Source organism: Micromonospora sp. NPDC005298, assembly GCF_040607375.1.
Classification (GTDB): domain Bacteria; phylum Actinomycetota; class Actinomycetes; order Mycobacteriales; family Micromonosporaceae; genus Micromonospora.
Window position 1 is genome coordinate 1 of record NZ_JBEXGP010000006.1, and the last position, 22,074, is coordinate 22,074.

Annotated in this window: 21 protein-coding genes; 16 read left to right on the plus strand and 5 right to left on the minus strand. The window is 72.9% G+C overall.

Annotated elements, in window-relative coordinates:
* The first annotated feature begins 138 nt into the window (after positions 1 to 138).
* The 4 genes from ABZS77_RS13205 (at position 139) to ABZS77_RS13220 (ending at position 4,135) form a co-directional block, all read left to right on the plus strand.
* On the plus strand, positions 139 to 1,131 hold the full coding sequence (locus tag ABZS77_RS13205) for a sugar ABC transporter permease (protein ID WP_354821953.1): 993 nt from the start codon (positions 139 to 141) through the stop codon (positions 1,129 to 1,131).
* Positions 1,124 to 1,963 (plus strand): carbohydrate ABC transporter permease, encoded by an 840-nt coding sequence (locus ABZS77_RS13210; protein WP_354821956.1) that lies wholly within the window; start codon positions 1,124 to 1,126, stop codon positions 1,961 to 1,963. Before ABZS77_RS13205 ends, ABZS77_RS13210 begins: the two co-directional genes overlap by 8 nt.
* 29 nt (positions 1,964 to 1,992) lie before the next feature.
* Positions 1,993 to 3,369 (plus strand): GH1 family beta-glucosidase, encoded by a 1,377-nt coding sequence (locus ABZS77_RS13215; protein WP_354821959.1) that lies wholly within the window; start codon positions 1,993 to 1,995, stop codon positions 3,367 to 3,369.
* Between the two features lie 97 nt (positions 3,370 to 3,466).
* Complete coding sequence (locus ABZS77_RS13220; RefSeq protein ID WP_354821962.1) at positions 3,467 to 4,135, plus strand: TMEM175 family protein; 669 nt, start codon at positions 3,467 to 3,469, stop codon at positions 4,133 to 4,135.
* On the opposite strand, the gene ABZS77_RS13225 is transcribed toward ABZS77_RS13220, so the two are convergent.
* On the minus strand, positions 4,122 to 4,703 hold the full coding sequence (locus tag ABZS77_RS13225; protein ID WP_354821965.1) for an NTP transferase domain-containing protein: 582 nt from the start codon (positions 4,701 to 4,703) through the stop codon (positions 4,122 to 4,124). The genes ABZS77_RS13220 and ABZS77_RS13225 overlap by 14 nt on opposite strands.
* Positions 4,704 to 4,827: 124 nt before the next feature.
* Between ABZS77_RS13225 and ABZS77_RS13230 the strand changes: the two genes are divergently transcribed.
* From ABZS77_RS13230 to ABZS77_RS13255, 6 genes are read left to right on the plus strand one after another with little or no spacing between them, the layout of a single operon-like run.
* Complete coding sequence (locus ABZS77_RS13230; protein ID WP_354822436.1) at positions 4,828 to 5,325, plus strand: 2Fe-2S iron-sulfur cluster-binding protein; 498 nt, start codon at positions 4,828 to 4,830, stop codon at positions 5,323 to 5,325.
* Positions 5,322 to 6,305, plus strand: a complete 984-nt coding sequence (locus tag ABZS77_RS13235; RefSeq protein ID WP_354821968.1) for a xanthine dehydrogenase family protein subunit M — start codon at positions 5,322 to 5,324, stop codon at positions 6,303 to 6,305. Before ABZS77_RS13230 ends, ABZS77_RS13235 begins: the two co-directional genes overlap by 4 nt.
* Positions 6,302 to 8,392 (plus strand): xanthine dehydrogenase family protein molybdopterin-binding subunit, encoded by a 2,091-nt coding sequence (locus tag ABZS77_RS13240; protein WP_354821971.1) that lies wholly within the window; start codon positions 6,302 to 6,304, stop codon positions 8,390 to 8,392. Before ABZS77_RS13235 ends, ABZS77_RS13240 begins: the two co-directional genes overlap by 4 nt.
* A 28-nt stretch (positions 8,393 to 8,420) precedes the next feature.
* Positions 8,421 to 8,786 (plus strand): metalloregulator ArsR/SmtB family transcription factor, encoded by a 366-nt coding sequence (locus ABZS77_RS13245; RefSeq protein WP_354821974.1) that lies wholly within the window; start codon positions 8,421 to 8,423, stop codon positions 8,784 to 8,786.
* The gene (locus ABZS77_RS13250; protein WP_354821977.1) at positions 8,786 to 9,427 is read left to right on the plus strand and encodes an SRPBCC family protein; all 642 of its coding nucleotides are present in this window, start codon (positions 8,786 to 8,788) and stop codon (positions 9,425 to 9,427) included. Before ABZS77_RS13245 ends, ABZS77_RS13250 begins: the two co-directional genes overlap by 1 nt.
* Positions 9,428 to 9,460: 33 nt before the next feature.
* Positions 9,461 to 9,976, plus strand: a complete 516-nt coding sequence (locus ABZS77_RS13255) for an NUDIX domain-containing protein (RefSeq protein ID WP_354821980.1) — start codon at positions 9,461 to 9,463, stop codon at positions 9,974 to 9,976.
* A gap of 17 nt (positions 9,977 to 9,993) precedes the next feature.
* Here the strand turns inward: ABZS77_RS13255 and ABZS77_RS13260 are convergent, their stop codons facing one another.
* From ABZS77_RS13260 to ABZS77_RS13270, 3 genes are all read right to left on the minus strand, one after another.
* Positions 9,994 to 11,931 carry an ABC transporter ATP-binding protein gene (locus tag ABZS77_RS13260; protein ID WP_354822438.1) on the minus strand — a complete coding sequence of 646 codons (1,938 nt, stop codon included), beginning with the start codon at positions 11,929 to 11,931 and terminating at the stop codon, positions 9,994 to 9,996.
* 78 nt (positions 11,932 to 12,009) lie between these two features.
* The gene (locus ABZS77_RS13265) at positions 12,010 to 13,467 is read right to left on the minus strand and encodes an ATP-binding protein (protein WP_354821984.1); all 1,458 of its coding nucleotides are present in this window, start codon (positions 13,465 to 13,467) and stop codon (positions 12,010 to 12,012) included.
* Positions 13,468 to 13,699: 232 nt separating this feature from the next.
* A complete protein-coding gene (locus ABZS77_RS13270; RefSeq protein WP_354821987.1) occupies positions 13,700 to 15,367 on the minus strand; it encodes an FAD-dependent oxidoreductase in 1,668 nt (555 codons plus the stop codon).
* Positions 15,368 to 15,504: 137 nt separating this feature from the next.
* On the opposite strand from ABZS77_RS13270, the gene ABZS77_RS13275 reads away from it, so the two are divergent.
* The 6 genes from ABZS77_RS13275 to ABZS77_RS13300 all read left to right on the plus strand — a co-directional run bounded on the left by ABZS77_RS13275 (position 15,505) and on the right by ABZS77_RS13300 (position 21,628).
* Complete coding sequence (locus tag ABZS77_RS13275; protein WP_354821990.1) at positions 15,505 to 17,742, plus strand: hypothetical protein; 2,238 nt, start codon at positions 15,505 to 15,507, stop codon at positions 17,740 to 17,742.
* A gap of 32 nt (positions 17,743 to 17,774) precedes the next feature.
* The gene (gene smpB, locus ABZS77_RS13280) at positions 17,775 to 18,266 is read left to right on the plus strand and encodes an SsrA-binding protein SmpB (protein ID WP_354821993.1); all 492 of its coding nucleotides are present in this window, start codon (positions 17,775 to 17,777) and stop codon (positions 18,264 to 18,266) included.
* A 269-nt stretch (positions 18,267 to 18,535) separates the two neighbouring features.
* The gene (locus ABZS77_RS13285) at positions 18,536 to 18,961 is read left to right on the plus strand and encodes a TOBE domain-containing protein (protein ID WP_354821996.1); all 426 of its coding nucleotides are present in this window, start codon (positions 18,536 to 18,538) and stop codon (positions 18,959 to 18,961) included.
* Positions 18,962 to 19,008: 47 nt separating this feature from the next.
* Positions 19,009 to 19,752 carry a molybdate ABC transporter substrate-binding protein gene (gene modA / locus ABZS77_RS13290; protein WP_354822440.1) on the plus strand — a complete coding sequence of 248 codons (744 nt, stop codon included), beginning with the start codon at positions 19,009 to 19,011 and terminating at the stop codon, positions 19,750 to 19,752.
* The gene (locus ABZS77_RS13295) at positions 19,749 to 20,564 is read left to right on the plus strand and encodes an ABC transporter permease (protein WP_354821999.1); all 816 of its coding nucleotides are present in this window, start codon (positions 19,749 to 19,751) and stop codon (positions 20,562 to 20,564) included. The genes modA and ABZS77_RS13295 overlap by 4 nt, the downstream gene beginning before the upstream one ends.
* Positions 20,561 to 21,628 carry an ABC transporter ATP-binding protein gene (locus tag ABZS77_RS13300; protein WP_354822002.1) on the plus strand — a complete coding sequence of 356 codons (1,068 nt, stop codon included), beginning with the start codon at positions 20,561 to 20,563 and terminating at the stop codon, positions 21,626 to 21,628. The genes ABZS77_RS13295 and ABZS77_RS13300 overlap by 4 nt, the downstream gene beginning before the upstream one ends.
* Positions 21,629 to 21,649: 21 nt before the next feature.
* Here the strand turns inward: ABZS77_RS13300 and ABZS77_RS13305 are convergent, their stop codons facing one another.
* The gene (locus ABZS77_RS13305; RefSeq protein ID WP_354822005.1) at positions 21,650 to 22,063 is read right to left on the minus strand and encodes a type II toxin-antitoxin system Phd/YefM family antitoxin; all 414 of its coding nucleotides are present in this window, start codon (positions 22,061 to 22,063) and stop codon (positions 21,650 to 21,652) included.
* Positions 22,064 to 22,074 lie beyond the last annotated feature (11 nt).

Sequence of the window (22,074 nt, forward strand, 5' to 3'; positions counted from 1 at the left end):
GTTATTGCCGGTTCTGTTGCTTTTGTTTGAGCATTTGGGTCTGCCGGAGTTTATTCTTTGGGGCTGCCCGGGGGGGGGGGGGGGGGGTGGGGGGGGGCGTCGAGCCCGACCACGGCCACCGCCTCCGAGAGGACCCCGATGGCAACCAGCACCACCGCGCCGGACGCCGGCCGGCGCGAACCCCGGGCCGGGACACCCGCCCGGGAGCCGGCGCGCCGGCCGCGCGGCCCGCGCCGCTCACTCCTGCCGTACCTGCTGCTCGCACCGGCCATCGTGCTGGAACTCGCCGTCCACGTGATCCCGATGGTGGTCGGGGTCTGGATGAGCCTGCTGGAGCTGACCCAGTTCCACATCCGCGACTGGTCCACCGCACCCTTCGTCGGGTGGGAGAACTACCGGGCGACGCTCGACATCAACAGCGCCGCCGGCAAGGAACTGCTGCACTCGTTCTGGATCACCCTGGCGTACAGCCTGCTCTCGGTCGGGTTCGCCTGGCTGCTCGGTGTCTCGGCGGCGGTGGTGCTGCAACGGCCGTTCCGGGGACGGGCCCTGCTGCGGGCGCTGTTCCTCACCCCGTACGCGCTGCCGGTCTACGCCGCCGTGATCACCTGGAGTTTCCTGCTGCAACGCGACACCGGGCTGGTCAACCACGTCCTCGTCGACCAGCTCGGCCTGCTGAACGAGCGGCCGTTCTGGCTGATCGGCGACAACAGCTTCTGGTCGCTGCTCGTGGTGTCGGTGTGGCGCAACTGGCCGTTCGCCTTCCTGTGCCTGATGGCCGGCCTGCAGAACGTGCCAGGTGAGCTGTACGAGGCAGCCGCGATCGACGGCGCGGGGTTCTGGCGCCGGCTGCGCTCGGTCACTCTGCCGATGCTGCGGCCGGTGAACCTGGTGCTGCTGCTGGTGCTGTTCCTGTGGACGTTCAACGACTTCAACACCCCGTTCGTGCTGTTCGGCGGCTCCGCCCCGGAGCAGGCCGACCTGATCTCCATCCACATCTACCGCAGTTCCTTCAAGACCTGGGACTTCGGCTCCGGCTCGGCGATGTCGGTGGCGCTGCTGCTGTTCCTGCTCGTCGTCTCGGCCGCGTACCTGCTGATCACCAACCGTCGGAGGGACGACCATGCGTGAGACCGCCGGCGAGCGCTGGGGCCGGCGCATCGTGCTGACCCTGCTCACCCTCTTCGTCGTCATCCCGCTGTACGTGATGGTCACCTCGGCGGCCAAGCCGTTGCAGGACGTGCAGAACGGCTTCACCTGGTGGCCCAGCCGACCCACCCTGCAACCGTTCGTCGACATGTGGAGCACCGTGCCACTGGCCCGGTACCTGGTGAACAGCCTCGTGGTGTCGAGCGTCGCGGCGGTCTGCTCGGTCGCGGTGGCCATCTTCGCCGCGTTCGCGGTCAGCCGGTACCGGTTCCGTGGCCGGGGTGTCTTCTCGGTGACGGTGCTGTCCACCCAGATGTTCCCCGGCATCCTGTTCCTGCTGCCGCTGTTCCTCATCTACGTCAACCTGGGCAACGCGACAGGCATCGAGCTGTACGCCAGCCGTACCGGCCTGATCATCACGTACCTGACGTTCTCGCTGCCGTTCTCGATCTGGATGCTTGTCGGCTACTTCGACTCGATCCCTCGTGGGCTGGACGAGGCGGCGCAGGTCGACGGGGCGGGGCCGCTGCGCATCCTGTTCCGGGTCATCCTGCCGGCCGCCGTGCCCGGCGTCGTCGCGGTCACCGTGTACGCGTTCATGACCGCCTGGGGTGAGGTGCTCTTCGCCTCGGTGATGACCGACGAGGGCAGCCGCACCCTGGCCGTCGGCCTCCAGGGCTACTCCACCCAGTTCAACGTCTACTGGAACCAGATCATGGCCGCCTCGCTGGTGGTCAGCATTCCGGTCGTCGCCGGTTTCCTGGCCCTTCAGCGGTACTTCGTCGCCGGCCTCACCGCTGGCGCGGTCAAGTGAGCCATCCAACCCCAGAGGAGAACCGTCCCGTGCCCGACCTGTCCAAGCTGCCACCCGACTTCCTCTGGGGCGTGGCCACCGCGGCGTACCAGATCGAGGGGGCCGTCGACGTCGACGGTCGGTCGCCGTCCATCTGGGACACCTTCTCGGCGACTCCCGGCAAGGTCGACAACGGCGACACCGGCGCGGTGGCGTGCGACCACTACCACCGGTGGCCGGAGGACCTGGCGCTGCTGCGTCGGCTCGGCGTGGACGCGTACCGGTTCTCGGTGGCCTGGCCCCGGGTGATGCCGGACGGCGTCGGGGGCGTCAACGCCGCCGGGCTGGACTTCTACGACCGGCTCGTCGACACGTTGCTCGCCGACGGGATCCGGCCGTTCGTCACGCTCTACCACTGGGACCTGCCGCAGATCCTCCAGGACTCCGGCGGCTGGCCGGAGCGCGCCACCGCCGAGGCGTTCGCCGACTACGCGGCGGTGGTCGCCGGTCGCCTCGGTGACCGGGTGGCCGACTGGTGCACGGTCAACGAGCCACTCTGCGTGTCCTGGATCGGGCACCTGGAGGGCAACATGGCCCCCGGCGAGCGGGACCTCACCCGCGCGGTGCACACCTCGCACCATGTACTGCTCGGGCACGGCCTGGCCACCCAGGCGATCCGGGCCAACGCCGCCCGCCCGGCGTCGGTGGGCCTGGTGCTCAACCTCAGCCCCATCGAGGCGGCCACCGACCGCCCCGAGGACGTCGCGGCGGCCCGCCGGGCCGACGGGCACGTCAACCGGTGGTGGCTGGACCCGGTCCACGGGCGCGGCTACCCCGCCGACATGGTCGAGACGTACGGGGTCGAGCCGCCGGTACGCGGTGACGACCTCGCGGTGATCGCCACGCCGACGGACTTCCTCGGGGTGAACTACTACTTCCGTCAGCTCGTGGTCGACGACCCGACCGGCGCGGCGCCGTACGCGAAGCAGGTGCCGGTGCCCGGCTCGGTGGAGACCGCGATGGGCTGGGAGGTGTACCCGGCGGGCCTGGAGCGGCTGCTGGTCGACGTGCACGAGGAGTACCGGCCCGGCCGGATCATCGTCACCGAGAGCGGTTCGGCGTGGCCGGACGAGGTCACCGCCGACGGCACCGTCGAGGACAAGGAGCGCACCGACCACCTCGAGCAGCACCTGGCGGCGTGCGCCTCGGCGGTGGCCCGGGGGGTACCCCTGGACGGGTACTTCGTCTGGTCGCTGCTCGACAACTTCGAGTGGGCGTACGGCTACGACAAGCGTTTCGGGTTGGTGCACGTCGACTACGCCACCCAGCGCCGGACGCTGAAGGCCAGCGGCCTGCGCTACACCGAGCTGATCCGCGCCCACCAGCGGCTCGCTCGTACGACCGGCACCGCGACGCCGGTGGCCTGATCCGGGGGCGGCCGCCCGGGGTGTCCAGCCCCGGGCGGCCGGGGTCGATCGGAGGAAAACGCCCTCGACCGGTCCGCGCGGTGGCTAGCCTGCGGCCATGTCAGCGGCACCCGACGAGGTCGAGCAGCCCGACGCCGGACCGCGCGTGTCAGGCACCGGCCGGATGACGGCCTTCAGCGACGGCGTGTTCGCCATCGTCATCACGCTGCTGGTCATCGACCTGCGGGTGCCGGAGTACCACGAGGGCGAACTGCTGAGCGGTCTGCTCGGTGAGGGCGCCTCGTACCTGGCCTTCGTGGTGTCCTTCGTCTACATCGGCGTGCTCTGGCTCAACCACCACGCGCTGCTGCGGCTGATCCGGGGCACCACGCTCACGCTGAGCTGGATCAATCTCGGCATCCTCTTCGGTACGGTGATCATTCCGTTCCCGACGGCGGTGCTGGCGTCGGCGTTCACCCACGGCGACACCGACGACCAGCGGGCGGCCGTCGCCCTGTACGCGCTGAGCGCCGCGCTGATGTCGGCCCCCTGGCTGGTGTTCTTCAGCTACCTGCACCGTCACCCGGCGCTGCTGCACCGCCGGATCACCCCCGACTACGTACGCAGGCAGCGCCTACGACCGATCACCGGGCTGGTGCTGTACGGGCTGGGCGGCCTGCTCGGCTGGTTCGTCAACCCGCTGCTCGGTCTGATCGCCGTCATCATCATGATCACGTATCACGCCGTGACCAGCGAGGGGCTGCCCCGCTGGCTCACCCGCCGCTGAGTGGCCGTAGCCGCAGCAGGTCCGCCGGGGTGTCCACGTCGACCGGGGAGCCGACGTCGTCGCACGGCACCTCGAGCACCAGCTCCGAATGGTGGCGCAGCAGGTCGCGGGCGCCCCGGTCGCCGACGGCGTACCGGTCCAGCAGCGGCCACGTGTTCCGGCCGAGCAGGACGGGGTGCCCCAGCCGGCCGGCGTAGGTGGCGACCGCGACGACCGCGCCGGCGGCGTACGCCGCCCGGACCCGGTGGACCGCGACCGGGCTGAGCAGCGGCTGGTCGACCAGTGCCACGACCGCGGCCGGGACGTCGGCGGCCAGCGAGGCCAGGCCCCGGCGCAGCGACGAGCCCAGCCCCTCGGACCAGCCGTCGTGCCGCACCGGGACCGCGCCGGGCAGGTCCGGCACCTCGTCGGCGCCCGCGCCGAGCACCACGTGCACGGGTGCGCAACCGCCGTCGACCAGGAGCCGGATGGCGCGGCGCACCAGGGGCTCGCCGTCGAACTCCACGAGGGCCTTCGGGCGGCCGTACCGCCGTCCGGGGCCGGCGGCGAGCAGCAGTCCGGCGGTCACCGGCCTCACCTCCGTACGACTGCTCTGCGGTATTCGCCCCGAGATATACCGACAAAGCTAGTCTGGGCCGGTGCAGGGCGGACCGGAGAACGCGACGACCACCGACGAGCGGCACTCGTCCCGGGTGGCGTTCGACGTCAACGGCACCCGCCGCGAGGTGACACTCGACAACCGCACCACGCTGCTCGACACGCTGCGCGAGCACCTCGGCCTGACCGGGGCGAAGAAGGGCTGCGACCACGGCCAGTGCGGCTCCTGCACCGTCCTGCTCGACGGCCGCCGGGTGAAGAGCTGCCTGATCTTCGCCGTCACCCTGGACAGCCGGTCCGTGGTCACCGTGGAGGGCCTGGCCGGGCCGGACGAGCTGTCGCCGTTGCAGGCCGCCTTCATCGCGCACGACGCGTTCCAGTGCGGCTACTGCACCCCCGGGCAGCTCTGCTCCGCCCGGGGAATGCTCGACGAGGTCGTCCAGGGCTGGCCCAGCGCCGTCACCGAGGACCTCGGCGCACCACCGGAGCTCACCGACGCGGAGATCCGCGAGCGGATGGCCGGGAACCTGTGCCGCTGCGCCGCGTACCCGCACATCGTCGCGGCCGTCCGTGCCACGGCGGACGCGCGGTGAGACCGTTCCGCTACCACCGGCCGGCCGACGTCGCCGAGGCGGTCGCCGTGCTCGGGGCCGAGCCGCAGGCGGCGTACCTGGCCGGCGGGACGAACCTCGTCGACCTCATGAAGCTCGGGGTGCAGCGCCCCGACGTGCTGGTGGACGTGACCCGGCTGCCGCTGGACGCCGTACGGGAGCTGCCCGACGGCGGACTGTGGATCGGCGCGACGGTGCGCAACAGCGACCTCGCGGCCCACCCGGTGGTCCGCCGCGACTACCCGGTGCTGGCCCGCGCCCTGCTCGCCGCCGCCTCCGGGCAGCTGCGCAACCTCGCCACCACGGGCGGCAACCTGTTGCAGCGCACCCGTTGCGTGTACTTCCAGGACACCGGCAAGGCGTGCAACAAACGCGACCCGGGCAGCGGATGCGCCGCCCTGCACGGCCAGAATCGCGACCTGGCGGTGCTGGACTGGTCCGAGCAGTGCGTCGCCACCCACCCGTCCGACCTGGCGGTCGCCCTCGCCGCGCTCGACGCCGTCGTGGAGGTGCACGACACCGACGGCCCACGGGACGTCCCGCTGGCAGCCCTGCACCGCTCACCCGGCACGCACCCGGAGCGGGAGACCACCCTGACCCGCGGTGCGCTGATCACGGCCGTGCGGCTGCCGGCGCTGCCCGCCGCGCGCCGTTCGACGTACCTCAAGGTGCGCGACCGGGCGTCGTTCGCCTTCGCCGCCGGCTCGGTCGCGGCCGTGCTGGACCTGGACGGCGGGGTGGTCCGCGACGTACGGCTGGCGTACGGGGCGGTGGCCCACCGGCCGTGGCGGGCCTACCGGGCCGAGGAGGCGCTGCGCGGTCGACCGTTCAGCGCGGAGCTGGCCGCGGCGGCCGCCGACGCCGAGCTGGCCGAGGCGCGTCCCCTGCGGCACAACGGCTTCAAGCTGCCGCTGACCCGGGCCATCACCGTGCGGGCGCTCACCGAACTGGCGTCGTCGTGAGCGACGGCGCGGTCGGCCGGGCGTACCCCCGCCTGGAGGGACGGGAGAAGGTCACCGGCACGGCACGGTACGCGGTGGAGTACCCCGTCGAGGGCGTCACCTACGGCTGGGCGGTCCCGTCCGCCGTGGTGCGGGGCCGGATCACCCGGATCGACACGGCGGAGGCGCTCGCGTCGCCGGGCGTGCTGGCCGTGGTGCACCACGGCAACGCGCCCCGCCTCGCGCCCGGCCTGGAGGCGGACCTGTGGCTGCTCCAGGAACCGACTGTGCACTACCGGGGGGAGCTGGTCGCCGTCGTGGTGGCCACCAGTCTGGAGGCGGCCCGGGAGGGCGCCCGGCTGGTGCGGATCGACTACGACGCCGGGCCGCACAGCACGGTGCTCACCGACGACCACCCCGGCCTCTACAAGCCGGACCACGTCAACCCCAGCTATCCGACCGACACCGAGGAGGGCGACTTCGACGCCGGGTACGCGGCCGCCCCGGTGCGGGTGGACGGCACCTACCGGACGCCGGCGTACCACAACAACCCGATGGAGCCGCACGCCACCACCGCCCGGTGGCACGACGGACGGCTGCTGGTGCACGACTCCAACCAGGGCGCGTCGGCGGTGCGGGCCGCCCTGGCCGAGTTGTTCGAGTTGCCCCGCGAGTCGGTCCGGGTGGTCACCGAGCACGTCGGCGGCGGCTTCGGCAGCAAGGGGTACGCCAAGGCGGCGGTGGTGCTGGCCGCCCTCGCCGCCCGGCACGTGGACCGGCCGGTCAAGTTGGCGCTGACCCGCCAGCAGCTGTTCGGCCCGGTCGGCTACCGCACCCCCACCATCCAGCGTGTCCGTCTCGCGGCCGACGCCGACGGGCGGCTCACCGCCATCTGCCACGACGCGATGAGCCAGACGTCGACCATCCGGGAGTTCGCCGAGCAGACCGCCGTCTACACCCGCAGCATGTACGCCGCGCCGCACCGCCGCACCACCCACCGGCTGGTCCGACTCGACGTGCCGACACCGTTCTGGATGCGCGCGCCGGGCGAGTGCCCCGGTGCGTACGCCCTGGAGTCGGCGATGGACGAACTGGCCGTCGCCGTCGGCATCGACCCGGTGGAGCTGCGCATCCGCAACGACACCGAGGTCGACCCCGATCAGGGGCGCCCGTTCACCAGCCGCAACCTGGCGGCCTGCCTGCGTGAGGGCGCCCGGCGGTTCGGCTGGGCCGACCGTGACCCCGCTCCCCGGGCGCGACGCGACGGGCGCTGGCTGGTCGGGTCCGGCGTCGCCGGGTCGAGCTACCCGGCCCGGGCCAGGCCGTCCTCGGCGACGGCGACCGCGCGGCCGGACGGCGGTTTCCGTGTCCGGATCGACGCCACCGACATCGGCACCGGCGCCCGGACGGCGCTGTGGCAGGTCGCCGCCGACGCTCTCGGGGTGCCACCGGAGCGGGTCGAGATCACCATCGGCGACAGCGACCTGCCGGACGCCCCGGTGGCTGGCGGTTCGATGGGCACCGCGAGTTGGAGCTGGGCGGTGATCCGGGCCTGCGAGGCGCTGCGCGGCAAGCTGCGCGACGGGATGCCGACCGATGCCGAGGTGAGCGCCGAGGCGGACACCTCCGAGGAGGTCGGTGGGCAACCCGGCCTGCCCCGCTACGCGTACGGGGCGCAGTTCGCCGAGGTGCGGGTGGACGCGTCCACCGGCGAGGTACGGCTCAACCGGATGCTCGGGGTGTTCGCCGCCGGCCGGGTGGTCAACCCGACGACGGCACGCAGCCAGCTCATCGGCGGCATGACGATGGGGTTGTCGATGGCGTTGCACGAGGAGGGCCTCCTCGACGAGCGCTACGGCGACTGGGTCAACCACGACCTGGCCACGTACCACATCACCGGCTGCGCGGACGTGGAGTCCATCGAGGCGTACTGGCTGGAGGAGCACGACGGCGAGCTGAACCCGGCCGGGGTGAAGGGCATCGGTGAGATCGGCATCGTGGGCGCCGCCGCGGCCGTCGCCAACGCCGTCCACCACGCCACCGGCGTCCGGATCCGGGACCTGCCGATCCGACTCGACAAGCTCGTCGGAGTATCAGAGTTGGCTTAAATAATTCGCTGGTGATAGAACTGTCGTCGTGCACGCCTTCGACGTGCTGGGCGATCCGGTCCGGCGCCGCATCCTGGAACTGCTCGCCGACGGCGAGCAGACCGCCGGCGCGGTCAGCGCGGTCATCCGTGCCGAGTTCGGCATCTCCCAGCCCGCCGTGTCCCAGCACCTGAAGGTGTTGCGGGACAACGGGTTCGCCACCGTACGACCGCAGGGCACCCGGCGGCTGTACGCGGTCGACCCGCGCCCACTGCGCGAGGTCGACGGCTGGCTGGACCACTTCCGCCGGTTCTGGACCCCACCACTTGCGGCACTCGCCACCGAGCTGGCCCGGGGCCGACGCGAACGTCGGCTGCGCGGACCGGCCGACCCACCCGACGAGAGGAACACCTGATGTTCGACGCCACCGAGCAGATCAACGCCGTCCAGCGGCAGGTCGGCAGCCGCACCCTGGAGGCCGGCGAGGCCCGGGTGAGCACGATCAGCCAGACCTACCAGGCGACGCTCGACGACCTGTGGGACGCCTGCACCAACGCCGAGCGCATCCCGCGCTGGTTCCTGCCGATCAGCGGCGACCTGCGGCTGCACGGCACGTACCAGTTGGAGGGCAACGCCGGAGGCACCGTCGAGAGCTGCGACCCGCCGCACCGCTTCACCGCCACCTGGGAGTTCGGCGGCGAGGTGAGCTGGATCGAGGTGCGGCTCACCCCGGTCGACGACGAGCGGACCCGCTTCGAGCTGGACCACATCGCCCACGTCGACCAGGACCGGTGGGCGCAGTTCGGGCCCGGCGCCGTCGGCGTCGGCTGGGACCTGGGACTGCTCGGCCTGGCCACCCACCTGTCCGGCGACGGCAGCGGCGTCCGACCCGAGGACAGCGCCGAATGGGTCGCCTCCGCCGAGGGCCGGCGGGCCATGGAGCTGAGCAGCCGGCTGTGGGGCGAGGCGAGCATCGCCGCCGGCACCGACCCCGACGAGGCGCGGGCCGCCGCCGAACGCACGACCGCCTTCTACACCGGCGCGCCGGCCAGCTGAGGCGCCGCCGCCGGCCGGGTAACGTGCTGGGACATGACCGGCATGCCGTACTCGCACTGCTCCTACTGCGGCGCGGCCTACCCGGCGACGGCCGGGTGGCCGCGCGTCTGCGCGGTCTGCGGCGAGACGGTCTGGCGCAACCCCCTGCCCGTGGCCGTGGCGGTGCTGCCGGTCCGCACCGCCACCGGCCTTGGCGTGGTGGTGGTCCGCCGGGACATCGAACCCGCCCGCGGGCAGCTCGCGCTGCCCGGCGGCTTCATCGAGTACGGCGAGGAGTGGTCCGACGCGCTCGTGCGGGAACTGCGCGAGGAGACCGGCCTGGTGGCCGCCGCCGGGGACGCCCGCCTGTTCGCGGTGCACGGCGCACCGGCCGGCGGCACCATGATGGTCTTCGGGGTGCTGCCCGAACAGGCGGCGGAGGACCTGCCGCCGTCGACGCCCACCGACGAGGCCACCGAGTGGCTGGTGCTCACCGACCCGACCGACCTGGCGTTCTCCACCCACACCCGGGTCCTGGCCGACTTCCTGCGCCCCGACCGCCCGGCCTGACCGCGCCCTGCCACGGGTCAGCGGGGCAGGGCCTCGCCGGTCCCGGCCCGGTAGCCGCTGGCCTGTAGGTCGAACAGCTCGCGGTAGAGGCCACCGGCGGCCATCAGCTCGTCGTGGCTGCCCTCCTGGACGAGCCGGCCCTGGTCGAGCACGAAGATCCGGTCGGCGTGCCGGACGTTGGCCAGCCGGTGGGTGATCAGTACGACCGCCCGGTCGGGGTGCCGGCGCAGGTGCTTAAACAGGGCGTGTTCCGCGCGGGCGTCCAGGGCGGCCGACGGCTCGTCGCAGATCAGCAGGGCGGCGTCGCGGTAGAGGCCACGGGCGGCGACCAGCCGTTGCCACTGACCACCGGACAGCTCGTGGCCGTCCTTGAACTCCCGGTCGAGCAGCGTGTCGTACCCGTGCGGCAGACCGACGATCATGTCGTGGGCGGCTGCCGCGCCGGCCGCCTCCTGCACGGTCGGGCCGGGGCGGTCCGGCGGACGGTCGTGCCGGCCGACGCGGATGTTCTGCCCGGCGGTGAACGGGAACTTCCACCACTCCTGGGTCATCACGGCCACCTGCGCGCCGAGGGCACGCGGGTCCAGCTCGGCGGCGTCCACTCCGTCCCAGCGGATCACCCCGCCGGTCGGCTGGTACAACCCGGCGATCAGTTTGGCCAGTGTGGTCTTGCCGGAACCGTTCTCGCCGACGAGCGCCACCACCTCGCCCCGCCGCACGGTGAGGCTGACCCGGTCCACCGCCGGGGTGTCGGTGTCCGGGTAGCGCAGGCTCACCTCGTCCAACTCGATCACGTCGACACCGTCGGTCGTCCGGTCGCCGCCGACCGGCACCCGTGCGTGGGCGCGGGCCAGGAAGTCCCGGTAGTCCTGGTAGTAGAGGGCGTCCTCGTACAACGAGTTGGTGGCGACGACCGCGACGCCCATGCTGGTCCGGGCGGACTGGAGGGCGAGCAGGGCGGTCGCGGCGGCGGCCAGGGCGACCATCCCGCCCAGCAGCAGCCCGCCGAGGACGGCGTACACCCCGAAGGTGGCCAGCCCCGCCATCGTGGCCCCGACGACCCGGGTGCCGGTCTGCGAACGGACCAGCCGCAGCTCGGCCCGGGTCTCCACGGCCATGACCCCGCGGTACTCGGCGAGCAGGAAGTCGCGCATCTGGTAGGCGCGCACCTCGGCGGCGGTACGCCTGTTGGCCATCAGGTGGGCCAGCATCCACATCCGGCGGCGTCGGGTGATCCGGGCCAGCATCGCCAGGTACTCCCGCCGGGCCATCCGCACCGCGGTGGCCGCCTGGGGCACCGCCGCGAGCAGCAGGCAGGGCAGCAGCAGCGGTTGGATGACGGTCACCGCGACGGCGGTGGCGAGCATCCCGACCACGCCGGTGACCAGGTTGACGGTGTGGTCGACGATCCACGCGGCCTCGGCCATCCCCCGGTCGCGGGCGCGGTCCATCTCCTCGGCGAAACCGGCGTCGTCGAAGGCGGCGAGGTCCACCGCCGTAGTGGCCTCGAACAACCGCAGCTCCACCTGGTAGTTGATCTGCGGGGTCAGCCGGGCCTGCGCCCAGCCGGCCGCGATGGTGAGGCCGCCCCGCGCCGACACCGCCGACGCGGCCACGATCAGTGCCGGCAGGGCCGAACGGACACGGTCCGGGGTGGGACCGGCGGCGAACAGCTCACGCAGCACACTGGTCGTGGCGAGCAGGCCGAACGTGGTCATCACCCCGGCCGCGATGTTCAGGCCGATCGAGGTGACCGTGTCCCGACGGTTGGTGGACCAGGCCAGCCCCACCGCCTCCCGGACCAGCCGGGGCAGCCGGCGGGCCACCGCCCAGAAGCTGGTGTGGGCGAACTCCTGCGCGTGGTGCAGCCACTCGCGATCCTCCAACTCCGGCAGCATCGTGGCCGGCGGATCGTCCGGGCTGTCGTCGTCGACGGGGATGCGCTGGCGGGCCATCGACTCCACGGACCCTCCTCGGGGGCGGGGATCACGAACGCCGCCCCCGAGACTACTGCCAGCAACCAACCGCTGTCTTTAGGTAGTCGGCGCGTCGCGCGTCGCGTCCGGCGTGCCCTCGGCGACCGGCAGCAGCACCCGGAAGGTCGTCCGCCCCGGCTCGGTCTCCACCCGGATGTCGCCGTGGTGCTTGTGCACCACGATCCGGTACGAGATGTCCAGCCCCAGCCCGGTGCCCGCCCCCACCGGCTTGGTGGTGAAGAACGGCTCGAAGATGCGCGGACGCACCTCCGGCGGAATGCCCGGCCCGGTGTCGGTGATCTCCACCGTCAGCAGGTCGTCGACACGTCCGGTGCGGACGGTCAGCACGCCCTTCTCCCCCATCGCGCCGAGCGCGTTGTCGATCAGGTTCGTCCACACCTGGTTCAGCTCGGCCGCGTACGCCGGCACCGGCGGCAGACCCCTGTCGTACTCCCGGACCAGCTTGACCTCGGCGGGAATCTTGCCCTTGAACATCACCAGGGTGGCATCGAGCAGGTCGTGCACATCCACCACCCGGTGCGGCGCGCGGTCCAACTGCGAGTACTGCTTGGCCGCACCCACCAGGCCCGAGATCCGGGTGACCGCGTCGCCGATCTCACGCATCAGCAGCTCGGTGTCGACCGTGTAGGTGAGCCACCGCACCGCCGCCTCCAGATCGGCCGGGCCCACCGCCGCCTTCACCTGCGTCAGCCAGTCCGTGTCGAGCCCACCCCCGACGAGGATCGGCGCCAGGTCCCAAGCGTCGGCGACACCGTGCTCCTCCAGCCAGTCGCTGAGGGTGTCCTCGGCGTCGGCGGTCGCCATCGGAGTCAGCTTCGGCGCCGTGGCCACCCGGGCGACGGCCTCCTCCTGCAACGAGACGAGACCGTGCAGGGCGCTGCCGTCGAGCCGGCCGTCGGCGATCATGGCGAGTTTGTGGCGCATCCCGGCGACCCGGTCACGCAGCACCGACGTGGCCCGTACCGCAGCCGCCGCCGGATTGTTCAGCTCGTGGGTCAGCCCCGCCGACAGCGAACCCAGAGCCAGCAGCCGCTCCCGTTCACCGACGATCGTCTGCGAGTCCCGCATGCCGAAGAACAGGCCCTCCAACAGATGCATGGGCATCGGGAACCAGGTCCGCAGGGCGTACGCGAAATCCTCCGCCGGCAGGACGAAGAAGTCCGCGTCGGTCACCGCCCGCAGGCTGTTGCGGTACACCTGGTCGACCTGGTCCCCCAGGTACGCCTGCACGGCACCGCCGTACACGCCACGCTGGTCGGTCCGGGAGACCTCCACATCGTCGCCCCGCACCTGCCGGCTCAACGCCACCGCACCGCGCAGCAACACGAAGAAGCACGTCGCGGGCTCGCCCTCGCCGTACACGAGGGTGCCGCCGTCGCGCTGCTCGACGCGACCACGCTCGGCCAGCCAGTCGAGCTGGCCGTCGTCCAGGGCCTCGAACAGGAAAAGGGTACGCAGCTGCGCCGGCGTCAACCGATCGGACGGACTGCTCACTGGACCTCCATCGCTCGCGACTGCGGGGCTCGCAAACCCGGCTCACTCCTCGCGCTCACTGAGCCACCTTCGTTCGCGACTGCGGGGCTCGCAAACCCGGCTCACTCCTCGCGCTCACTGCATGCCCTCGGCTCGCGACTGCGGGGCTCGCAAACCCGGCTCACTCCTCGCGCTCACCGCATGCCCTCGGCTCGCGACTGCGGGGCTCGCAAACCCGGCTCACTCCTCGCGCTCACTGGGCCTCCAGGTAACGGTGCACGAGGGAGACCGCCATCGCGCCCTCGCCGACGGCCGAGGCGACCCGCTTGACCGACTCGGCCCGCACGTCACCGGCGGCGAACACCCCCGGCACGCTGGTCTCCAGGTGGTACGGGTCGCGTGACAGCGACCAGCCGGGCGGTCGGCGCCCGCCGGCCAGCAGGTCCGGGCCGGTGACGATGAACCCGCGCCCGTCACGGACCAGCACACCGTCGAGCCAGTCGGTGCGGGGTTCCGCCCCGATGAAGATGAACAGCCAGGACGTGTCCACCGAGCGGGACTGGCCGGTACGGGTGTCGCAGAGGGTGAGGCGTTGCAGGTGCCCCTCCCCCGCCGCGCCGACCACCGCCGTGTGCGGATGCACGGTGATCCGGTCGATCCGGTCCAGCTGGTCGATCAGGTACCGCGACATCGAGGCCCTCAGGTCCGCGCCCCGGATCAACAGGTGCACGCGCGCGGCGTACCGGGAGAAGTGCACCGCCGCCTGGCCGGCCGAGTTGGCCCCGCCCACGATGTAGACGTCCTGGTCGACGCAGCTCGGCGCCTCCGTCGCGGCGGCGCCGTAGAACACGCCCCGGCCGGTGAAGTCGGCCAGCCCGGGGGCGTCGAGCACCCGGTACGAGACGCCGGTGGCCAGCACCACCGTGTGCGCGGCGATCTCGGTGCCGTCGCCGAAGCGCAGCAGCCGGGCACCGCCGGCCTCGCTGAGCCCGACCACCTCGCGGGCGCTGAGCAGCTCGGCGCCGAACTTCACCGCCTGCCGCCGGGCCCGGTCGGTCAGCTGCGCGCCGGAGACGCCGTCGGGAAAGCCCAGGTAGTTCTCGATCCGACTGCTCTGCCCTGCCTGCCCTCCGGTGGCGCGCCGCTCGACGAGCACCGTACGCAGCCCCTCCGAGGCCCCGTACACCGCCGAACCCAGACCGGCCGGGCCGCCGCCGATCACCACCAGGTCGTAGAAGTCCGACGCCGGCACCACAGTCAACCCGGCCAGGGCGGCCAACTCCGCCTCGTTCGGGGCGACAAGCGCCTTGCCCTCGGCGGTCACCACCAGCGGCACGTCCGCCTCGGTGGCGCCGGCGGCGTCGAGCAGCCGGGCGCCCTCCGGGTCGTCGGCCAGCAGCCACCGGTACGGCACCAGGTTGCGGGCCAGGAAGTCACGGACCGTGAACGACGGGGCGGACCAGCGGTGCCCGACGACCCGGATCTCGGCGCTCGCCGCGTCCGGGGTGACCGACCACGCCTCCAGCAGCGTGTCCACCACCGGGTACAGCTTCTCCTCCGGCGGGTGCCAGGGCTTGAGCAGGTAGTGGTCCAGGTCCACCACGTTGATCGCCTCGATCGCGGCGTCGGTGTCCGTGTACGCGGTGAGCAGCACCCGGCGGGCGGCCGGGAAGATGTCCATCGCCGCTTCCAGGAACTCGACGCCGGTCATCTCCGGCATCCGGTGGTCGGCCAGCAGCAGCGCCACCTGTTCGCCGCGCAGCTTCACCTCCCGCAGCGCGTCCAGCGCCTCCGGTCCGGAGGCGGCGCGCAGCACCCGGTAGCGGTCGCCGTAGCGGCGGCGGATGTCCCGGGCCACGGCCCGCGACACCACGGGGTCGTCGTCGACGGTCAGGATCACCGGGTTCGCCATGGCGCCCATGAAACCACCCGCGGCGCGTCCACCGCACCATCGCGTGGCGCGCGACGCACGCGTGATCGGCGTCAACCGGGGTAAGCCGGGGCACCACGCCGGCGGCCGACGACCCGCCTGGTTGCCGCGCACACCTCGGGGGGCCCATGGCGGACTCGGCGCCGACCGGACCGGCGACGCCGTCGGGCGGGATCGTGGAGCTGCGGGTGCACGGCGTCTCCGGGGCCGGGGCGGACCAGGTGCTGAACCGGCCGTACATCCACCAGGTCGCCGGTGACCGCAGCGGCGGGTTCTACCGGCCGCGTCCGGGCTACCCCGACTCGACCGGGACGGACGGGGTGACGCTCGAGGCGTACCGCTGGAGCGACCTGCCGTCCGGGACGGCCGCGCGGACGCTGTCGCTGGTGTTCCTGCTGCCGTTCATGCTCTGCAACGTGGCGCTCTGGATGCGCCCGGCGAACCCCTCCGCGAAGTACGGCTTCATGGTGCTGTGCCGCGTGCTGGCCCTCACCCTCACAGTGCTCTACGTGCTCTCCATCGTCGGGGTGGCGCTGGACCTGATCGCCTGGCGCTGCATGGGCATGCCGTCGTGCCTGGCCGGGCGGAGCTCGCTGTCCTGGCTCGGCGGGCAGCCGGTCGGGTTGCGCCTGGGTGTGCTGGCGCTGGTGCCGGTCGCCGCCATCGGGCTCGTCTGGTGGCTGGGCGCCCGACCCAGCCACTCCTTCGACGCGTTCCGGACCAACGCGCCGGCGCAGACCACCTCCAAGCACCGGCTGAGCGCGGTCGGTCAGTGGGACGGCGCGCCGCTCGTGGGTCGGCTGCGGTCGGTGCACGTGGCGGCGGCGTTCGCCACGCTGAACGGCAGCCTGCTGGCCGCCCGGGCCAGCCAGCACACCTCGGGGGTGATGGCGGTGCTGGTGGTGGCCACCGTGGCGGTGCTGGTGGCCTGCCTGCTCCTGCTGACCGTGGTACCGAGAATCGACGAACCAGGGCCGGCGCCCGCCGTGGACGGGCTCACCCGTGGGCTGCGTACGGTCTCCTGCGGCCTCACCATCCTGGTGATCGTGCACGTGGTCATCAGTCCGGCCCCGTGGCCGGACGGAGGGGCGCTGCCCGGCTACGGCGCGATCGTCGCCTGGCTGTTCGTGAGCCAGACCGTGCTGGTCGCCGCCCTGGCCGCGGTGGTGCTCTGGTGGCGCGGCGACGGGCAGCGCAAGTCGCCGATCCGCGCGCTGGGAGCGCCGGTCTTCGTCACCATCGCCGCCGGACTCGCCGTGGCCTTCGCCGCCGAGCTGGTCTACCGGGTCGCGGACCTGCTCGACCGGGAGGGGACGACCGCGGACCGGGTGGCCACCAGCCCTCCGCTGCCGTACAAGTGGGCGATCTTCGGGTTCTTCCTCGCGGTGCTGACCGCCCTGCTGGTCGCCGGCGTGGTCACCGTGTTGACCGCGCCGGGCCGCCGGCGGGCCGCCCGGGCGATCGTGGCAGCCGACTTCCCGCACGCGCCTCCGGAGGCGGCGGACCGGCTGCGCCGGGTCGAACAGGCGGTGGCCCGCGCCCGGTTCACGGAACGGCTGGAGCCGCTCTCGGTGGTCTACGCCGTGTTGGCCGCGCTCGGTCTGGCCACGAGCGTGCTCGGCCTGCTCCAGCTCTACCCCGGTGACGTGGCGCAACGCTTCGTCGGGGTGCCCGAGAACATGGTCAACTTCCTGATCGGCTCGGGCAGCTACGTGATCGCCGGGATTCTCCTCTGGCTGGTGATCGGTGGCCTCTTCGCGTACCGGACGGCGGGGTTCCGCAGGTACGTGGGAGTGCTGTGGGACCTGGGCACGTTCTGGCCCCGGGGCGCGCACCCCTTCGCGCCGCCCTGTTACGCCGAGCGGGCCGTGCCGGAGCTGGCCAAGCGGATCTCGTACCTGGTGGACCAGGGCGAACGGGTCCTGCTGGCCGGGCACAGTCACGGCTCGGTGCTGCTCGCCGCGACGGTGCTGCAACTGCCGCCCCGGATCACCGATCGGGTCGCGTTGCTGACCTACGGCTCTCCCCTGGGTCGGCTGTACTCGCGCCTGTTCCCCGCGTACGCCGACGACGCCGCGTTGCGGGAGATCGGTGAGCGGGTCGGCTGGCGGTGGCTCAACCTGTGGCGTGACACCGACCCGATCGGCGGGTGGATCTTCGCGGCGCACCGGCCGGGCGATGTCGAGCGGTTGACCGGGCCGGCGGCGACCGTCGACCGTCGGTTGATCGATCCGGAGAGTGTGGTGGCGCCGCCCAGCGACAGCGTGCCACCGCCGATCATGGGGCACTGGCCGTGCGAGTCGCAGGGGGCGTTCGCCGACGCGGTGCGGGAGTTGACGGCGCGGCTGCGGACGACCGCCCGGTGACCGGCTGACACCCGGGCGGATATCGTCGCCGGGTGAGCCCGTCCAAGCAGCCCGACCGCCGGCTGATCGCCTCGAACAAGAAGGCCCGGCACGAGTACACGGTGCTGCGCACCTACGAGGCGGGCATCGTGCTGGTCGGCACCGAGGTGAAGTCGCTGCGCGAGGGGCGGGCCTCGCTGGTGGACGCGTTCGCGCACGAACGCGACGGCGAGATCGTGCTGTACGGCCTGCACATCGCCGAGTACGCCTACGGCACGTGGACGAACCACGCCCCCCGGCGTAACCGCAAGCTGCTGCTGCACCGTTCGGAGATCGACCGGATCCTGGACAAGGTCCGCGAGGGTGGTGTGACGCTGGTGCCGCTGTCGATGTACTTCGAGAACGGCTACGCCAAGGTGGAGCTGGCCCTGGCCAGGGGCAAGCGCTCCTACGACAAGCGGCAGACCCTCGCCGAGCGCGATGCCAACCGCGAGATCGCCCGTGAACTGGGCCGACACCTCAAGGGCCACCCCCGCCGCCCCTGACCCGCCGACTGTCGACGGGCCCTTCGTGTCGAGCAACTGCTCGACCAGCCCTCCGAAACCGCGCAGCCGCTGAACCGCACGCGCCCCAGCCATGATCATGCTCGAACCAGGAAACCGTGGCCTCGGCGACACACCGTCACCACTCGATCCTGGATCGAGCGCGATCATGAGGGCGGGACGCAGGTGCGAGGCCGAACATACAGTTGTCTGCGTGAATGCTGGCCTGTAGGGCCTTTCGCCCTTGCGGATGCGAGGTCTAGGGTGAGCCGGTGACGACTTTTCGGATCGGCGCGGCGGCCGAGGTGCTCGGCGTCAGCGCCGACACGATCCGCCGCTGGGTGGATGCGGGACGGCTGCCCGCCGGGCGCGACGACCACGGTCACCGGATCATCGACGGCGTCGACCTGGCCGGCTTCGCCCGGGCGCAGGCCGCCGACCCGGACGCGGGCGCCGAGTTCTCCTCGGCGCGCAACCGGCTGCGCGGCATCGTCGTGGACGTCCGCAAGGACACGGTCATGGCCCAGGTCGACATCCAGGCCGGGCCGTTCCGGGTGGTGTCGTTGATGAGCCGCGAAGCCGTCGACGAGCTGGACCTGCGGGTCGGTTCGGTGGCCGTCGCGGTCATCAAGTCGACCACGGTGGTGGTGGAGCGGGCCGCTCCCGCCGCCCCGGCGAGGGTGGGGACCGGCGCGTGACGCGGCGGGACGGGCGGACGACGCTGGCCGCCGTCGCGGCGTTCGCCGTGCTGGCGACGACCGGCTGCGGCGGCGACGACGCGGGGTCCGGGGGCGCCGCCGCGGACGGCCGGGTCACCGGCACGGTGACGGTGTTCGCCGCCGCGTCGCTGACCGAGTCGTTCACCCGCATCGGCAGGGACTTCGAGGCCGCCAACCCGGGCACCACGGTCGCCCTCAACCTGGCCGGCAGTTCCGCCCTGGCCAACCAGATCAACCAGGGCGCGCCGGCGGACGTCTTCGCGTCGGCCGCGCCGAAGAACATGACGACGGTGACCGAGGCCGGCAACGCCGACGGCACCCCGAGCGTCTTCGCGCGCAACCAGCTGGTGATCGCGGTGCCGCGGGGCAACCCGGCGGGGGTCACCGGCCTGGCCGACCTGACCCGCCCGGGGGTGAAGGTGGCCCTCTGCGCCGACCAGGTGCCCTGCGGTGCGGCGGCCCGGTCGGCTCTCGACGCGGCCGGGGTCGCGGTGACCCCGGTGACCCTGGAGCAGGACGTCAAGGGCGCACTGGCCAAGGTGAAGCTCGGTGAGGTCGACGCGGCCCTGGTCTACCGCACGGACGCGCGGGCGGCGAGCGCCGACGTGACAGGCGTCGAGTTTCCCGAGTCGGCGCGGGCGGTCAACGACTATCCGATCGTCGCGTTGACCGGCGCGCCGAACCGGGCCGGTGCGCGGGCGTTCGTCGCGTACGTCCGCTCGGCGCCGGCGCAGGCGGTTCTCGCCGAGGCGGGATTCCAGGCGCCGTGAGTCGAGCGCTCGACACCGTCGTACCTCGGCGGCGGGGGCGGGTTCCGGCGGCGTTGCTCGTCCCGGCGGCGTTGGGGCTGCTCTTCCTCGTCCTGCCGCTGGCCGGTCTGGTGCTCCGGGCGCCGTGGACGACGCTGCCGCAGCGGCTCACCGAGCCGGGCGCGCTGACCGCGCTGCGCTTGTCGGTGCAGACCGCGACGCTGGCCACCGTGTTCTGCCTGGTGCTCGGGGTGCCGCTGGCGTGGCTGCTGGCCCGGGTCGAGTTCCCCGGCCGGCGGCTGGTCCGCGCCCTGGTCACCGTGCCGTTGGTGCTGCCGCCGGTGGTCGGTGGTGTGGCGCTGCTGCTGGTCTTCGGCAGGCGTGGGCTGCTCGGTGGCTGGCTGGACGCCACGTTCGGCGTCACACTGCCGTTCACCACCGCCGGTGTGGTGCTCGCCGAGTCGTTCGTCGCCATGCCGTTCCTGGTCATCGCCGTGGAGGGTGCGCTGCGCGCGGCGGACCACCGCTACGAGGAGGCGGCGGCCACGCTCGGCGCCGGCCGGTGGACCACCTTCACCCACGTCACGCTGCCGCTCGTGGCGCCGGGGCTGGCCGCCGGCGCGGTGCTCTGCTGGGCGCGGGCACTCGGCGAGTTCGGCGCCACCATCACCTTCGCCGGCAACTATCCGGGGCGGACGCAGACCATGCCGCTCGCCGTGTACCTGGCGTTGGAGACCGACCTGGAATCCGCGATCGTGCTCAGCCTGGTGCTGCTCGTCGTGTCGGTGGGCATCCTGGTGGCGCTGCGGGACCGCTGGATGACGAGCGGATGAGCCGCCCACTGCTGGACGCCCGGATCGTCGTCGACCGGGGGACGTTCCGGCTCGACGTCCCGCTGCGGGTCGCGCCCGGCGAGGTGGTCGCGCTGCTCGGCCCGAACGGCGCCGGCAAGACGACCGCGCTGCGGGCGCTGGCCGGGCTGCATCCCCTCACGGCGGGGCACGTCACGCTCGACGGCACCGACCTGGACCGGCCGGCGGCCCGCGCGTGGGTGCCCACCGAACGCCGCTCGATCGGTGTGGTCTTCCAGGACTACCTGCTGTTTCCGCATCTGAGCGCCCTGGACAACGTGGCGTTCGGGCCGCGCCGGCACGGTGTCGACAGACGTGCCGCGCGGGCCACGGCCCGGGACTGGCTGGATCGGGTGGGGCTGGGCGGGCACGCGCAGCGTCGGCCCCGGCAACTGTCCGGCGGTCAGGCGCAGCGGGTGGCGCTGGCGCGCGCGCTGGCCGTCGCACCGGCGCTGCTGCTGTTGGACGAGCCGCTCGCCGCCCTGGACGCCCGCACCCGGTTGGACACCCGCGCGGAACTGCACCGGCACCTGGCCGCGCACGCGGGCGCGGCGGTGCTGGTCACCCACGACCCGCTCGACGCGCTCGCGCTGGCCGACCGGCTGGTCATCGTGGAGGGGGGACAGGTGGTGCAGGAGGGTGACGGCCCGAGCGTCACGGCCCGTCCGCGTACCGACTACGTGGCTCGGCTCGTCGGGTTGAACCTCTACCGGGGTCGGGCCGACGGGCACGAGGTACGGGTCGCGCCGGACCTGACGCTCGCCGTCGCCGACCGGTTGCAGGGCGAGGCGTTCGTGGCGTTCCGCCCGGCGTCGGTGGCCCTGCACCCGGCGCGGCCGCAGGGCAGCCCTCGCAACACCTGGGCGGGTACGGTCGCCGGCGTCCAACGGCACGGCGACAACGTGCGGGTGCAGCTGGACGGCCCGATCGGGGTGGCCGCGGACGTGACACCGGCCGCCGCCGCCCAGTTGCGGCTGATCCCCGGTCAGCGGGTCTGGGTGGCGCTCAAGGCGACCGAGACGCACGCCTACCCGGCCACCGGCTGAACGCCGGGGCAGGAGGTCGGGTCAGTCGGCGAGCAGGTCGTTGTGGGCCGCGCGCAGCCGGGCCAGCGCCGGATCGCTGCCGGGAACGACCCGACGGTCCAGCTCGGCCCACACCTCGGCGAGCGCGGCGCGGACCGCGCCCAGCTCGGCGGCGTGTCGCTGGCTGCTGCGGCGGTGCTGCTCGTCGAGGCGGCGGGCCCACCCGGCGGTGACCGCGGCGAGGCGGTCGGCGTCGGCGCGGGCCTGTGCGCCGCTGCGGGCGGCCGCGGCGGGGACGATCGCGGCGACCGGGCGGGGATCGCCGTCGCGGGTGACGACGGTGACCGCGTCGGTCAGCTCGGCCAGCGCGACGAGCTGACTGAACCGGGTGCGCGCCTCACGCAGCGGCACGGAACGCGGCGGGTCGGAGTGGGGGGTGAGCGCGGGGACGGCCATGGATGCATGGT